Origin of the sequence: Occultella glacieicola, assembly GCF_004353825.1 — a bacterium.
Classification (GTDB): domain Bacteria; phylum Actinomycetota; class Actinomycetes; order Actinomycetales; family Beutenbergiaceae; genus Occultella; species Occultella glacieicola.
In genome coordinates this window covers 16,240-31,336 of record NZ_SMNA01000001.1, presented here as the reverse complement: position 1 = coordinate 31,336, position 15,097 = coordinate 16,240, and the positions used below count along the sequence as shown (strand labels likewise).

Here is a 15,097-nt window from a genome sequence, read left to right as displayed (position 1 = left end):
GCGCCCGACCGTTCTTGCTCGAGCGGACGCCGCTCAGCCTTCGTCGAGGCCGGTCTCGATCAGGGCCTGCCCCTCCTCCCACAGATAGGTCCACACTTCCGCGTCGTCGACGAGACGTTGTTGCCGCGCGATCATGGCCTCGAGCCTGTCGAGCTCCTGCAGCATCCGGGTGACTCGCCCGGCCTCCTGGTGGCGCAGCACCCGCGCCACCGCGGCGTGCAACTGGTCGGCACTGACGTGGCCGAGCCGCCCCTCGGCGACGTAGGCGTCCACCTGGGCCAGGTAGTCCTCGCTGTGCTGGGCGAAGGTGCGCGACTCGTCGGCCGCCGCGCCGACGAGGAACGAGGTGGTCCAGGTCTGCCCGCCCGGGCCGGAGACGGTGACCGTGCCGACCCGCGTGACGGCGTCGTCATACGTGTGCTCCGCCGTCACCTCATAAACGGAGTTGCCCACCTTTCCCGCCGCGGAGGTGCCGGTCAACGACCCTTCGGAGACCGTCCCGTCGCCCCAGTCGACGGTCGCGGTCAGGCTCTCCACCCGCACAGTGGGCGAGGCGACGGTGGCCAGCGGTCCGCTGATGGTGCGGTCGTCGTCGTCGACGAGATGGCTGGTACCGACCACCGACGTGGTCCAGGCGACGTTCGGGTCCGGCCAGAAGTTCGTGCCGGCGAACTGCCACCTGCTCCCCTGCACCGCCAAGCGGTCGAGGAAGGACCGGGAGTCGGCCGTCAGGGCCTGGGGCGACCAGGCCAGGTCCAGGATCGAGGCGAGTCGGGGGAAGACCTTGTGCTCCACGTCCAGCGCGCCGCCGCTGTTGTTCTCCCCCCACGCCGGGCCCTCGATCCCGATGATGTCGTCGTCGTCAAGCCCGAACGACTGCAGGGACAGGTTCCGGTAGTCGTCGATGACGTTGCTCGGGTCCCAGTCGTGCGTGCTGTAGGCGTTGTGGGTCGGATACGGGTAGTCCAGGTAGGCCTCGGAGGTCGGCGACAGGATGACGTCGTTGCCACCGGCGAACCACTCCGGGGTCATCTCGAGGCTCTGGTCCCGCCAGTACTGGTGCACCGAGGTCGGGTCCAGGCCCGCCATCGGCAGCGGCGTCCAGCCGACCATGCGCAGGTCGTGGTCCATCACGAAGCCCTCGAGCTTGGTGATGAAGTCGATGTAGGGCTGACCCGAGATCGACTCGTCACCGCCGATGTGGAACAGGTTTGTGTTCACCATCGGGGAGATCGTCCCGATCACGTCGTTGATGAAACCGTCCACGACCGGCGACGTGGTGCACACGGTGTTGGACGACCCGCAGGAGAGTTCGGGGTAGGACGCGATCGCCGCCGTGGAGTGGCCCGGAAGGTCGATCTCGGGGATCACCTCGATGTGGCGGGCGTCGGCGTAGGCCACGATCTGGGCGAACTGCTCCTGGGTGTAGAACCCGGAACGTCCGCCCGGCATCGACATGGAGCCGCCGATCTCCGTCAACAGCGGCCACGAGGGAATCTCGATCCGCCAGCCCTGATCGTCCGAGAGGTGCAGGTGCAGGCGGTTGCCCTTCAGCGCGGCGAGGGCGTCGATGATGCCGAGCACGCCGTCGACCTCGATGAAGTTGCGCGCCGGGTCCAGCATCACCCCGCGGTGAGAGAACCGCGGGTAGTCGACGATCTGCGTTGCCTCGACCCGCCACGGGCCCGGCCGCACGACGTCGCCGGCGATCTCGGCCGGGAGGAGCTGCACGAGGGTCTGAGCCCCGTTGAAGAGGCCCGTGGTGGTGGTCGCGGCGACCCGTACACCGGTGACCGACGCCGTCAGCGTGTACCCCTCGGCCACCGCGAGTTCGGTGTCCGAGGGCCCCTCCTCGCCGTCGAGCACCAGGGCGATGTCACCGGCCTGCGGCTCCTCGACGACGATCGGCAGGTCATGACCGGTGGCCGGGCGCAGCCGTTCGGCGAGGAGTTCCGCCTCCGCACGTGCGTCCTCGTCGTCGATCGCGATCCGGGTCTGCGCGGTCAGGGTGAACGGGTCACCGTCGATCGGGTTCTGCGCGACCGGGGCGGGCAGGATCGTCCCGCCCGGCTCGGGTGGGGCCTGGGGACCCGACCAGACCTCGAAGCTCCACAACGAGTAGCCGAACGTGGTGGCCGTCGCGACGCCCTGCATGCGCACGTACGAGACCGGCGCCTCGAGGCCGAGGCGGTACTCGGTGCGTCCGGCCGCCGGACCGGACACCTCGCGCACCGTGGTCCAGGTGAGCCCATCGGTCGAGGTCTGGAGCTCGAAGAGGGCGGGTCGGGCAGTCTCCCAGTCGAGCACGACGCTCCACACCGGCGACGGCTCGGCGAGGGCGACCTGGATCCAGTCGTTGCTGGGGTCGTGGTCGCTCGGCGGGGGCTCCGCCGGGTTGGTGCGCGCGTAGTCAGTACCCCAGCGCGTGGCCGAGTTCCGGTCGTTGGCGTTCCTCGCGGCGAATCGAGCCGGGTCGCCGGTGTACACCGAGGCCGCCGTGGCGAGACCCTCGGGGGCGATGTCGGTGCCGTAGTCCCAACCGGTGGGGTCCGGCTCCTCGCTCACGGCGGCGGCATCCCAGATCTCGAAGGAGAACATGGAGTAGCCCCACGCCGAGGCCTCCCTTCCTTGCATCCGCACGAAGCCGACCGGGTCGGTGAGGTCCAGCACCACCTCCTGGCGCCCCTGGTGGCCGGAGAGGGCGGCCACGCTCTGCCAGGTCCGACCGTCGTCGGAGGTCTGGATCTCGTACTGGCGTGCGTACGCCGCCTCCCACTCGAACACCACGCGGTGCACGAGGCTCGGCTGTGCGAGTTCGATGGCGATCCAGTCGTTGGTCGGGTCGTGGTCGCTCGGCGGGTAGCCCGGCTCCTCGTCACCGTGCGTGTAGTCCGATCCCCACCGGGTGGACGGATCGCCGTCGTTGACGTGCGCCGCGGCGAACCGTGCCGGGTCCGGGAACTCCGACGACGCCACGGCGACGCCGTCGAGCGCCACATCCCGCGGGGGATCGTCCGCCATGGCGGGACTCGCGACCACGGCCAGCGGGCCCACGAGCGCCACGGCACCGGCAAGGCCCACAACCGCCCGGCCAAACCCTGAGAACAACGTCACGATCGGATGCTCCTCGCACTGACTCGGGCCGCCACATCGCGACGCGAAGATCTCTGGTGTCGCACACAGTGGCGCAGATCCGAGACCGGGTCAATGCCCCTGGTGGCCTCGGCCGCGGCGCGACCGGACCGCGCGGCGGGGGAGGACCCGCACCTCTTGACCGGGGTTGAGTCGATTCAGATAGGGTCGTGCCTCAGCACATCGATGTGCCTACCCGGAGGTTTCAGCCCATGGCGTCTCACACGCGGACCAGGCGTGGCCTGATCGTGGTTCTCGGCGCGGTCCTGACGCTCGGTCTCGCCGCCGCACCCCAGCCCGCACACGCGGCGGACATCGACATCTTCGACGTCGACCCGAACCTTCCGGACGGCCTGGTCAATCTCGCCGAGGGCAAGCCCGCCACGTCCTCCTCCTCGTACGAGATGTCGAACGAGGGCTGGGCCACGTCGTTCGTCAACGATGGCCGGATCGGCACCGCCACCCTGCCCTACGGATGGACCACGAACCCGATCGGCAACACGGCGACGGCGACCACGCCGGCGTGGGTGCAGCTGGATCTCCTCGCCCCGAGCACCGTCAACGGCGTCGCCCTGTGGCCACGGATGGACGCGGCCAGCGACGGTCAGAACTTCCCCGTGGACTACCAGGTCCAGGTCTCGGACGACGGGAGCACCTGGTCCACCGTGGCCGCCAGCACCGCGAACACCGCGGTCGGCGACGCCCAGGTCCTCGAGTTCGACGCCGCCGAGGGCCGATACGTCAGGGTCTTCGCGACCCGCCGCGCCGAGCCCACGGGCCGTGACGGCTACCTGGTCCAGCTGGCCGAGCTCGCGGTCTACGGCACCAGCTCGGGCCTGCTCATCGAGCTCGACAAGCCGGCTCTCGAACTGCTCCCGGGCGACACCGACCAGCTGACGCCCAGCCTCAACGGCGTGCCCACGGACCCGGCCGGCTTCACGTGGGCCTCGGCCGATCCGTCCGTGGCCGCGGTCGACGCCGCCGGGCTGGTCACGGCCGTGGCCCTGGGCGCGACCACCGTCTCCGTGGCCGCCGACGGTGGAGCCCCGGTGACGATCCCGGTCACCGTCATCGCCGAACGGGTCGACACCGACGCCGAGTTCATGATCTCGGCGTTCTGGCCGCCGACGGCGCAACACACCACGGCGGAGCAGTACGACCTTCTCGCCGACGCCGGCATCGACTACATCCAGAACGTCGACTCCACCGACCTGCAGGGCCGGGCCATCAATCTTCGGATGGCCACGCTGGCCGCCGAGCGCGGAATGCTCGTCGGGGTCTCGGACCCCCGGCTCAACGAATCGCTGTCCCTGACGGACCAGGAGATCCGCGACATCGTCGCCGAGTACGAGAACGTGCCCGGTGTGGGTGGCTTCTACCTGCGGGACGAGCCGTACAACGCGAACGCGTACGGCCGCGTGCACCGGGCCGTCAAGGATGAGGCGGACTGGCTCTACCCCTATCTCAACTTCCTGCCGATGTTCGCCTACCCGGATCGCGCCACCTTCCAGAGCCAGGTCGACGACTTCGCCGAGCTGGCCCTCACCGACGAGCTCGATTACCTGATGTACGACCGATACCCGTTCGGCGACACTCCGGACTCGCTGGACTACGCGTCGATGCTGGACAACATGGACGCGATGCGCGTCGAGGGCCTCGAGAACGGCGTGCCCACCGGGCTGTACCTCCAGTCCATCGGCCGGGTCGACGCGAACGGCAACCCGGCGGGCTTCCGGCGCACGAACCCCGCGGAGATCCGGTACGAGGTCAACGCGGCCCTCGCGTACGGCTACACGCAGCTCTCGTACTTCACGTGGTTCACGCCCACCGGGCGGCCGGAGACGTTCACGGACGCCATCATCGCCCCGGACGGCACGCCCACCGATCTGTACCAGCCGGTCAGCGAACTGAACGCCGAGGTGCACGCCCTCGGCCCCACCCTGATGGGCCTGGACGCCGCGGAGGTCTACCTGCACGGACCCGACCTGTACGGGCAGCCGGCGATCCCGGACTCCTTCATCGCCCGCTTCGCGGACGACGACAACGTGATCGTCTCCCGCATGGTGGACTCCGAGACCGAGCGCCAGTACCTCATGGTCGTCAACAACGATTTCACCAGCGAGCAGCAGGTCGAGCTGCGGCTACGCGGTGGGGTTCGCGACCTGGACGTCGTCAGCCGGGAGGACGGAGCGTCCCAGCCGCTGTTCGCCAGGAACGGCAGGTTCGCCCTCGACCTCGCCGCGGGTGACGCCGTGCTGCTCGCGCTGCCGGCCGACCTTCGCTACGTGGCTCCGGCCCCAGCCGTGCCGCTGAATCTGGCCGCGAACGCCAATGTGATCGCAGCCTCCTCCGAAGGGGCCAACGGCTGGTACATGGACAAGCTCACCGACGACGAGCGCTTCTCGACCCCGAGCAGTCAGGGCTGGCGCGCCACCGAGATCGTCGAGGGCGAACCCAGCACCGTCACCCTGGACCTGCGCGCGGAGCGCCGGTTCAACCGCGTCGACCTGTACGCCGCCGGTGGAGTGTTCGGCTACGGCCAGGCGTTCCCGGAGGCCGTGACCATCCAGGTGTCCACCGACGGCCTCCAGTGGCGGTCGGTCGCCGAGGTGGACCTCGCACCGCCGACGGCGTCCGTGCCGGTGCCGAGCATCACGTTCCGTCCGGTGCGCGCCCAGTATGTGCGGGTGGTCGTCGACGAACACAGCACCCGTACCGGCGCGATGACGCTCGAGCTCGCCGAGATCGAGATCTACGCCGACGACGGCTCGCTGCCCGGGCCCGAGGCCTTCGACGACACCGTCGAGGAGACGCCCTGGTACGAGGGAAAGAATCTGGCGCAGGACCGCCCCGTGGGGGTCTCGAGCTCCACCGAGGCGGCCCAGTGGGGCTGGGCCAGCACCTTCGTGAACGACGGTCAGTACGGTCCCACGGCCTTGACGAACGGGTGGACCTCGCAGGTCGGCACGAACACCTCGCCGATCGACTCCGAATGGGTGGCCGTCTACCTCGGCGGGCCCTACGCCGTCGAGCAGGTCGTGATCCACCCGCGCAACGCCGCCACCGACCAGGCGAACGCCGGCCGAGGCTTCCCCACCGACTACCGGATCGAGACCTCCGCGGACGGCGTGATCTGGACCGTGGCCGCCGAGGTGGCCGATGACGTGGCGGTCTCTGCCGAACCGCGCACCGTCACCCTCGAGACGCCCACAACGGCGGCCTACGTACGGGTGGTCGGCACGGAACTGAAGCTCGCGCAGCCCGCCGTGGACGGCTACCTGATGCAGCTCGGGGAGGTCCAGGTGTACGGGGAGCCCGGCTGAGCCAGGACGTCGAGCAGTTCGCGCAGGCGGCCGCGTCATCAAGATGATCGCGTGCTGATGATCTGGTGCGTTGATGAGTACCACAGTCAACGTGGATGATCACCTGCTCGCCGAAGCGAAGGTCCTTGCCGCGCGCAGTCACCGCTCGATCGGTTCGGTGCTGGAGGACGCCTTGCGCGCGTACCTGGACGCCCAGAAGGAGCGCACCGATGCCGAGCCGCTCGACCTCCCGGTGTTCATTCCCGCGCATCCGGGCCTTCGACCGGGCGTCGACCTGGACGACAAGGAGCAGATGGCGGATCTGCTCGGAGACAACGATCCGATCGGGCACTGTGTGCTGTTCCTCGACGTGAATGTGCTGGTCGACACCTTCCGTCCGGCCGACCGCCAATCCGGACGCGTACCTTGCCGCGCTTGCGTTGGAGCGTGGCGCACGGTTGGTGACGTCAGATCGCGGGTTCGCCCGGTTCAACGGCGTCACGGTCGTCGACCCGCTCGCGTGAAGGTCGGCTACCGACTGAAGTAGGGGGGGCGCACCTCCTCCGGACGGGTCACCTCTGGCCGCCTGCCCGGAGCGCGCCGCAGGCCGTCATGGCCATCGTGGAGGCATGACCACGAACCTGACGAAGCGACTGCGCCGGGCCTCCCGACTCCTCGTCGACATCGCCGCGCCGTTGGTGCTCTTCCACGGGCTGCTCGCCCTCGGCGTCGGTGAGGCCCCGGCGCTGATCGTCGGGATGGTTCCGCCGGCGGTGGGGTCCGTTGTGTCCCTGGTCCGGGCACGCACGGTGGATGCCCTCGGCGTGCTGATCCTGATCGGGATGGTTGCCAGCCTCGTTGTGGGGCTGGTCACCGAGGACGCCCGGCAGTTGCTGCTGCGCAACGCGTGGGTGAGCGCCCCGCTGAGCCTGTGGGCGTTCGTGACGCTCGCGCTGCCCCGGCCGATCACGTTCACGGTGACCCGTGAGGTGCTGCCCGGCCGGGCCGATGTGCTGGACCGGCTCTGGGACACCGACCCGGCGTTCCGGCGGGCCTGGCGGCAGATCACGATCGCGTGGGGTGTCGCCGGGCTGGCCGACGCCGGCCTGCGGATCCTGATGTCCTGGCAGCTGCCGGTGACGTGGGTGCCGAGCCTGGACGTGGTGCTCACGCTCGTCACGATCGCTGCCCTGCAGCTCCCCACGCACCTGCTGATCCGCCGCACGGGTCACTGGCGCACGCTGTTCGGTGCGCAGTGGGGCCGGCCGCGGCCGGGTCAGGTCTCCTCGAGCGCCACCCCGGTCAGGTCCGGCAGGAACAACGCACCGACCATCGCCAGCACGAACGCGGCCCCGAACACCCCGAACGCGAGCGGTGAGCCGCCGGCGGTGATCAGCACCGGCACGCACAGCGGCGCGATGATCGACGCGAGCCGGCCGAATGCGGCGGCGGCGCCCGCGCCCGTGCCGCGCAGCGCCGTCGGGTAGACCTCCGGGGTGACCGCGTACAGGGCGCCCCAGGCGCCCAGGTTGAACGCGGACAGCGCCATCCCGGCCGCGATGATGCCGGCCACCGTCTCCGCCTGGCCGAAGAGCACGGCGGCGGCCGCCGAACCGGCCAGGAACGAGGCGAGGGTGGCCCGCCGGCCCCACTTCTCGATCAGGAAGGCGGCCAGGGCGTACCCGGGCAACTGCGCGAGGGTGATGATCAGCGTGTACTCGAAGGACTTCACCAGCGGGAAGCCCTGCGCCACGAGCAGCGACGGCAGCCAGATGAACGCCCCGTAGTAGGCGAAGTTCACCCCGAACCAGGCGATCCAGAGGGCGAGCGTGCGGCGGCGGAACCGGGCGGTCCAGAGCTCGCGCCAGTGCAGTGGTGCGGGCTCGGGAGGGGCAGCGGGGGAGGGGACCGGCGCCACGTCGGCGGCCTCCTCGAACCGCCACACGGCTGCTTCGGCCTCATCGGTGCGGCCCTTGCGTTCGAGGAACCGGACCGACTCGGGCAGCGTGCGCCGCACCACCAGGGCGTAGGCGGCCGGGACCATCCCGATCAGGAACGCCCACCGCCAGCCGTTCTCCAGCGGCACCACGAAGTAGCCGATCAGGGCCGCCGCGATCCAGCCGACGGCCCAGAACGCCTCGAGGATGACCACGACCCGGCCGCGGATCCGCTTCGGTGCGAACTCGCTGACGAGCGTGGACGCGACCGGTAGCTCCGAGCCCAGCCCGAGCCCCACGATGAACCGCAGCACGATCAGGACCGCGAGCCCGCCGGCCAGGGCGGAGGCGCCGGTGGCCAGCCCGTACACGAGCAGGGTCAGCGCGAACACCTGCCGGCGACCGATCCGGTCCGCGAGCAGCCCGCCGACGCTGGCGCCGATGGCCATGCCGACGAACCCGATCGACGCGACCCAGGAGACCTGGCCCTGGCTCAGGTTCCACTCGGTCGCCAGGGCGGCCATGATGAACGAGATCAGCCCGACGTCCATGGCGTCCAGGGCCCAGCCCACGCCCGAGCCACCGAGAAGTCTGCCGTGCAGGCGCGTGAAGGGCAGTCGGTCCAGGCGCTCGGAGCGGGTGAGCGCACCGGATTCGGGCGCACCGGTCGGCGGGTCGGGCCGGCGCAGTCGATCGGACATGGTGACCTCGGGGTGTCGGTGGGAGCGGCGCCTGCAGCGTAGTCCTGTCCGTGGCCGCGGTGGCCGGGTCCCGCCGGGCCACCTAAGGTGGCGGACCATGACCGACGCGACGTCACCCGCCCCGACGGCCGTGGAGATCGTCGCCCTGGGCGCACGCCACGGTCTGACCCTGGCCGCGGAGTCGGTCACCCTGAACGAACTCGGGCTCGACTTCCGCGTGGCCCACGCACGCACACCCGACGGCGAGGCCTGGGTCCTGCGGATCCCGCGCCGTGGCGGGATGGCCGAGTCGATCCGCACGGAGGCGGCGGTGCTGCGCCTGGTGGCGCCCCGGCTGGGCGCCGCCGTGCCGGACTGGCGAGTATGCACCGACGAGCTGATCGCCTACCCGCTGCTGCCCGGGTCTCCCGGCCTGACGCTCGGGGCGGACGGGGAACCGGTCTGGCACATGGACGTCTCCTCCCGTGAGTATGCCACCCAGTTCGCCGACCTGGTCGCCCGGATGCAGGCGATCACGCCCGAGGAGGCGAGCGCGGCCGGTCTGGATGTGATCGATGCCGCCGCGTCGCGGTCGCGGCGGCGCGAGCAGTACGAGCGCGTGGCCGACGCGTTCGCCGTGGCGGCGCCCCTGCGGGCCCGGTGGGAGTCCTGGCTCGACGACGACTCCTACTGGCCGACCTGGACCGCCTTCGGGCACGGCGAGCTCTACCAGGGGCACGTCCTGCTCGACGGCGGACGCATCAGCGCCGTCATCGACTGGACCACGGGTGGTTTCGACGACCCGGCCCGCGACCTCGCGTTCCAGAAGATGACCGCCCCGCCGGAGATCTTCGACCTCACCGTGCGCCGCTTCGCCGAGCGGGGTGGACGCACCTGGTCCAGGCTCGCCGAACACTGTGCCGAACTGCTCGCCTTCGGACCCGTCGCGTACGGGCTCTACGCGCTCGAGACCGGCGACGACCGGGTCCACGCGGCAGCCCAGGCCGGCCTGGACCCGCAGGACTGACCCGCGCGTCGTCGCCGCGCAGCCAGCGTCGACGGCGCCGACGACCAGCCGCTGCTCCGGGTGAGTCGCCGTCGTCGCTGCCGGACCGGGGTCAGGCCGTGCTCGGCCGTGTCGCCTTCCCGTCCAGCCAGAGCGTGTCGGAGGCGTCCCGGTGGGTGCCCGTGGTCCCGACGTGCTTACTGCTGATGCCCGGGCCGTTCTTGATCACGTGCCACAGTGCCATCGCGTGCCCACGGCCGAGGTCGTAGTCCTCCTTGAGCCAGGTCACGACGTCACCGGCCTTGGAGTCCGCGGTGATGCCCTTCTCCCCGGCGATCGCGACGAGCTCGCGGGGGGTGCGCCCCGTCTTGTCCTCGATGGTGTCGAGGTAGGCCTGGAACGACATGTGGTTCTCCTTGGGTGGTCGGGTAAGGCGGGCATCGTGCCCACTCTGGTCTATGGACCGGCGTCCCCGGCGCTTCTCACCGGCGCCTCAGACGAGACCCAGCTCCCGGGCCCGCACGCCGGCTTGGAACCGGGACTCGGCCCCCAGCGCATCCATGAGTCCGGCCACCCTCCGCCGGTAGGTACGCACACCGAGACCGAGGATCCTGGCCGCGGACTCGTCCTTGGCCCCCTGCGCGAGGAGGTCCAGCACCCGGGGCGCGAGCTCGCGGACCTCGGCGATCCGGGCGTCGTAGAGCGCGAGATCCGTGGCGGACCTCCAGGCCGCCTCGAACAGTGACGTGACGCCCTGCACCACCTCGGGCTGGGTGATCACGCTGTAGCTGCGCCGGCCGGCCCTGACGTCGCCGGCGAGGACCGCGAGGCGCCGGTCAAAGATGATGGTCTCGTTGATGTCCTCGGTGGTGATGCGGATCTGGGCACCGTGCCGGTCCCGGGCCGTGGCGACCTGCTGCGCGGACACCGGGTCGAGCAGCATCCCGGGCCGGAAGATCTTGCGTACCCGGACGTCCCCCCGCCGTGACAGGGCTGCGGCGTCCAGCCACTCCGGCTCCTGCCTCATCGTCCAGGTGCCGAGGTCGTTCGCCGCGCACGCCACGTCGGTCGCCGTCTCGAACAGGTGCCTCGTCCGAGCGAGCAACTCCTCCTCGCCGTGGACGAGCGTGACTGCTTCGCCGGTCTGCATACGTCGATTCTTGCTCGCCGGCAGCATCCTGCCAAGGATCGGCAGCAACCTGCCAGCGGGGCCGAAGGGGGCCGGCGCCGCGCAAGGCTGTCTCCATGACAACGAACACCGCAGCCCCGAACACCGCAACCCCGTCCGTCCCGCACGCCGCGGCTGCCGGCACCTGGCAGCTGGGCGACCGGACCATCAACCGGACCGGCCTCGGCGCGATGCGGCTCACCGGCATGCCGTGGGACCCGGCCCCCCGGGACCGCGACGACGCCATCGCCGTGCTCCGCCGCGCCGTCGAGCTCGGCGTCAACCACATCGACACCGCCTCCTTCTACTTCGTCCCGACCCGGTCCGCGAACGAGTTGATCAGCACCGCCCTGCAGCCCTACCCCGACGACCTCGTGATCACCACCAAGGTCGGCGCCAGCCGTTCGCGGGACGGCGGCTTCGAGCCCTACGCCCGTCCCGACCAGCTCCGCGGCCAGGTGGAGGAGAACATCCGCCAGCTCGGCCTCGACCACCTCGACGTGGTCAACCTCCGGTGGGGTTCCGGCATGACCACCGAGGCGGGACCGGTCGCCGACCACGTCGGCGCGCTCGCGGAACTGCGCGACGCCGGCCTGATCCGGCACCTCGGAATCTCCAACATCACCGCCGAGCAGCTGACCGAGGCCCTGACGATCGCTCCGATCGTGTGCGTGCAGAACCAGTACGGCCTGACCAACCGCGCCGACGACGCCCTGCTCACGCTCTGCGGCGAGCTCGGCATCGCGTTCGTGCCGTTCTTCGCCGTCGCGGCCGTGGTGCCCGGCACCAGCCCGCACGACGCGGCCGACGAGACCGGGTTGGCGGAGGTCGCCGCGGTCGCCGCCGCCCACGGCGCCTCCGGTGCCCAGGTGCGGCTGGCTTGGACGCTGCACCGCGGCCCGCACGTGCTCGCGATCCCCGGCACCGGCAACGTCACGCACCTCGAGGAGAACGTGGCGGCCGGGGCGCTTGAGCTGAACGAGTCTGAGATCGACCTGCTTGACGGGATCGCCGGTGTACCGGCCTGACGCATCAGCCGGCGTCGTCGACTCCGGGGCAGACGACGGACCCGCAGTCCGGCAGCGTGTCCATGTACCCGGTCTCGACCACGAGGTCGTACTCCTCGACGACGTCGGGGGCTCCGGCGAGGTCGTTCGGGTACACCGTTTCCACCTCGAGGACCTTCCCGGTGTCCGGGTCGAGGATCAGGATCGACTCGATCTCGACCGTCTCGCCCTCGGTGTCCACCTCGAACCGGGAGGCACCGAAGGCGACCCCGTCGCGGCCCTCGCGGTCGGTGACCTGGCCGTAGGAGGTGACGTCGTCGGCGAGCGCGAGCGCCTCGAGGAAGGTCGCCCGGCCCTCCTGGCTGAGCGCGTTCGCCGCCGCGTTGTAGGCGTCGATGAGGTAGTAGCCCGGGTTGCTCTGGTGCTGGTCGTTGTTGAGCATGACGAGGTCATAGATCGCCTGCGGCGCGTCCGGTAGGTCGAACGGGTAGGTGGCGCCCTCGCCCGCGGCGAGCACGGTCTCGTGGGTCTCGACCTCCTCGCCGTCGCGAACGTACAACTGCCCGCCGGAGAGGTCGGTGGTCTCGTACCAACGGTAGGACTGGTCCACGATGGGGACGAGGCGGTCGACCTCCCAGTAGCCCTCGGACACCTCGACCTCGTGCATCGCGTAGCCGACGTACTGGCGGTGCTCGAAGAAGTACCGTCCGGACTCGGTCGGCGGTACGGCGGCGCGCACCTGATCCGCGAGCTGCTGCAGCCCCGCGGGGCCGTCGACGCCGTCCGGCTCGGCATAGGCGAGCATCGGGATCGCCGCGGCCGGCGGTGTCGTGGTCTCGCCGCCGGGCAGGATGTTCGGCAGCACACCCACCACGCCGAGAACGATGACCACGGCCGCGCCCGCCAGCGCCACCCGCCGGCGGGCGAGGCGGTTCGGCCGGGCCTCACGCCGGGGACCCTCACCACGTACGCGGTGCCCGGCGACCGGTTCCGCCCGGAGGAGAGTCACCAGCTCGCCCACGCCGGGGGTGGTGGGCGCCGCAGAGCGTCCCTTGCGGTCGCTCCGGTCGTGGCTGAGCACCCAGAGCCGGGTGTCCTCGACCGTCTCGGGGCTGGTGTGGGTCGAGTCTGCGGCGGGATCGAGGACGGCGAGTTGGTTCAGGAACGTGTCAGTGCGGTTCATGAGAGGGCTCCGTTGGTGACGGGACGGGTGGGCCGCGCCTCGACGGGCGGGAGCCGGTCGAGGATGTGCAGGAGGTGGCGCCGGGCCCGCAGCAGGCGCATCCGGAACGTGCCGACGTGACAGCCGAGAACGGTTGCGGCCTCCCCGGCGGAGAGGCCGTCCCAGCCGATCAGGGCGAGGACCTCCTGCTCGCCGACGCTGAGCTTCGCCCAGGCGCGGGCGAGGTCGGTCCGGGTCGCGACCTCGGTGGCCAGATCTTCGGTGGCCGGTCTGGGTTCGGCGGCGAGCCGCACCTGCAGGGCATGCCAGCGGCCCGTCGAGCGCACGCTGCGGAGCATGAGGTTCCGGGCGATCCCGAAGAGCCACGGCCGTGGGTCCGTCGGTAGGTCGTCGAGGCGGCGCCACGCGACGAGGAACGTCTCGGCCACGACGTCCTCGACCTGTGCGGGCGAAACCCGCCGTCGGACGAACCTCTCCAGGTCGGGCCGATGCGCCTGGTAGAGGCGATCGAACCGGTCTTCGTCGGACATCGGGTGCCCACCTCACCGTCGGGGACGAAACGCTGCTGTCACCTCTACATCCCCGGGACGTACCCGTTCGTCACATCCACGGTCCGATCTCTCTCAGAAGATGATCAGGGTGCTGCCAGTCCCAGCACGTCCGCCAGCGCCGGGAGCAGCCGCGGGTCGGTCTGCAGGATCAGCGTCGTGACCACGCTCGACTCCCACGCCACCAACTGCTCGCGGATCGCGGCAGGCGGGCCGACCAGGGCCACGTCCAGGACCAGTTCGATGGGGATCGCGGCCGCGGCGCCGGCCTTGTCCCCGGCCGCGTACCGGCGCTGCACCTCCGCGCACTCGGCTCGGTACCCGAGCCGTTCGATCGCGTCCCGGTGGAAGTTCGTGGTCGCCGAGCCCATGCCACCGATGTACAGCGCCAGGTGCGGGCGGATGTGGTCCGCGGCGGTCTCGAGGTCGGGCCCGAGGGCCACGGGCACGCTCGCGCACACCTCGAAGGATGACGACGGCGTCAGCTCGGGTGAGCGGGCGGCGAACCCCTCGTCGAGGTGCTCGCGGTAGGCCGCGTCGAGCTTCGGCGAGACGAACGCGGGCAGCCAACCGTCCGCGATCTCGGCGGCCAGCGCGGTGTTCTTCGGCCCCTGCGCGGCCAGGTGGATCGGCAGGTCGGCACGCAACGGGTGCACCGTGGACCGCAGCGGCTTGCCCTGGTGCGCCCCGCCGTCGAGCGGTAACTCGTAGTGCGCACCGGAATAGGTGACCGGGCCCTCCCGGCGCAGCACCTGCCGGACGATGTCGACGTACTCGCGGGTGCGGGCGAGCGGCTTCGGGTACGGCTGGCCGTACCAGCCCTCGACGACCTGCGGGCCGGAGGCGCCGAGTCCGAGCACGAACCGGCCCCCGGAGAGGTGGTCCATGGTCAGGGCCGCCATCGCGGTGGCGGTCGGGGTGCGGGCGGACATCTGCATGATGCCGGTGCCGAGGCGGACCCGGCTCGTCGCCGCACCCCACCACGCGAGCGGGGTCAGGGCGTCCGAGCCGTAGGACTCGGCGGTCCAGACCGAGTCGAAGCCGAGCCGGTCCGCTGCCACGACCGCCTCGGCCGCGCCGGTCGGCGGTCCGGCGGCCCAGTACCCGGTGTGGAATCCGAAGCGCATGAGGTCA

11 protein-coding genes and 1 pseudogene are annotated in these 15,097 nt (G+C 70.9%); 5 read left to right on the top strand and 7 right to left on the bottom strand.

Annotated elements, in window-relative coordinates:
- Nucleotides 1–33: 33 nt before the first annotated feature.
- Entirely contained in the window at nucleotides 34–3,114 is a 3,081-nt protein-coding gene (locus EXU48_RS00160; protein ID WP_133105573.1) for a family 20 glycosylhydrolase, read from the bottom strand.
- 230 nt (nucleotides 3,115–3,344) lie between these two features.
- On the opposite strand from EXU48_RS00160, the gene EXU48_RS00155 reads away from it, so the two are divergent.
- The 3 genes and pseudogenes from EXU48_RS00155 to EXU48_RS25375 all read left to right on the top strand — a co-directional run.
- Entirely contained in the window at nucleotides 3,345–6,455 is a 3,111-nt protein-coding gene (locus EXU48_RS00155) for a discoidin domain-containing protein (protein ID WP_133105572.1), read from the top strand.
- 73 nt (nucleotides 6,456–6,528) lie between these two features.
- Nucleotides 6,529–6,981: a CopG family ribbon-helix-helix protein gene (locus EXU48_RS25555; protein WP_133105571.1), complete on the top strand. Its 453-nt coding sequence runs from the start codon at nucleotides 6,529–6,531 to the stop codon at nucleotides 6,979–6,981.
- Nucleotides 6,982–7,063: 82 nt separating this feature from the next.
- A pseudogene (locus EXU48_RS25375) lies at nucleotides 7,064–7,621 on the top strand (VC0807 family protein); the annotation flags it as partial.
- A gap of 89 nt (nucleotides 7,622–7,710) precedes the next feature.
- On the opposite strand, the gene EXU48_RS00140 reads toward EXU48_RS25375, so the two are convergent.
- Nucleotides 7,711–9,072 carry an MFS transporter gene (locus tag EXU48_RS00140; protein ID WP_133105569.1) on the bottom strand — a complete coding sequence of 454 codons (1,362 nt, stop codon included), beginning with the start codon at nucleotides 9,070–9,072 and terminating at the stop codon, nucleotides 7,711–7,713.
- Between the two features lie 97 nt (nucleotides 9,073–9,169).
- On the opposite strand from EXU48_RS00140, the gene EXU48_RS00135 reads away from it, so the two are divergent.
- Nucleotides 9,170–10,078 carry a macrolide 2'-phosphotransferase gene (locus EXU48_RS00135; RefSeq protein WP_133105568.1) on the top strand — a complete coding sequence of 303 codons (909 nt, stop codon included), beginning with the start codon at nucleotides 9,170–9,172 and terminating at the stop codon, nucleotides 10,076–10,078.
- A 91-nt stretch (nucleotides 10,079–10,169) separates the two neighbouring features.
- On the opposite strand, the gene EXU48_RS00130 is transcribed toward EXU48_RS00135, so the two are convergent.
- Nucleotides 10,170–10,463, bottom strand: a complete 294-nt coding sequence (locus tag EXU48_RS00130; RefSeq protein ID WP_133105567.1) for a DUF4287 domain-containing protein — start codon at nucleotides 10,461–10,463, stop codon at nucleotides 10,170–10,172.
- 87 nt (nucleotides 10,464–10,550) lie between these two features.
- On the bottom strand, nucleotides 10,551–11,207 hold the full coding sequence (locus tag EXU48_RS00125) for a helix-turn-helix domain-containing protein (RefSeq protein WP_133105566.1): 657 nt from the start codon (nucleotides 11,205–11,207) through the stop codon (nucleotides 10,551–10,553).
- A gap of 95 nt (nucleotides 11,208–11,302) precedes the next feature.
- Between EXU48_RS00125 and EXU48_RS00120 the strand changes: the two genes are divergently transcribed.
- A complete protein-coding gene (locus tag EXU48_RS00120; RefSeq protein ID WP_133105565.1) occupies nucleotides 11,303–12,253 on the top strand; it encodes an oxidoreductase in 951 nt (316 codons plus the stop codon).
- Between the two features lie 4 nt (nucleotides 12,254–12,257).
- Here the strand turns inward: EXU48_RS00120 and EXU48_RS00115 are convergent, their stop codons facing one another.
- From EXU48_RS00115 to EXU48_RS00105, 3 genes are all read right to left on the bottom strand, one after another.
- The gene (locus EXU48_RS00115; protein WP_133105564.1) at nucleotides 12,258–13,415 is read right to left on the bottom strand and encodes a hypothetical protein; all 1,158 of its coding nucleotides are present in this window, start codon (nucleotides 13,413–13,415) and stop codon (nucleotides 12,258–12,260) included.
- The gene (locus EXU48_RS00110) at nucleotides 13,412–13,945 is read right to left on the bottom strand and encodes an RNA polymerase sigma factor (RefSeq protein ID WP_133105563.1); all 534 of its coding nucleotides are present in this window, start codon (nucleotides 13,943–13,945) and stop codon (nucleotides 13,412–13,414) included. Before EXU48_RS00110 ends, EXU48_RS00115 begins: the two co-directional genes overlap by 4 nt.
- A gap of 104 nt (nucleotides 13,946–14,049) precedes the next feature.
- Nucleotides 14,050–15,090: an LLM class F420-dependent oxidoreductase gene (locus EXU48_RS00105; RefSeq protein WP_133105562.1), complete on the bottom strand. Its 1,041-nt coding sequence runs from the start codon at nucleotides 15,088–15,090 to the stop codon at nucleotides 14,050–14,052.
- Nucleotides 15,091–15,097 lie beyond the last annotated feature (7 nt).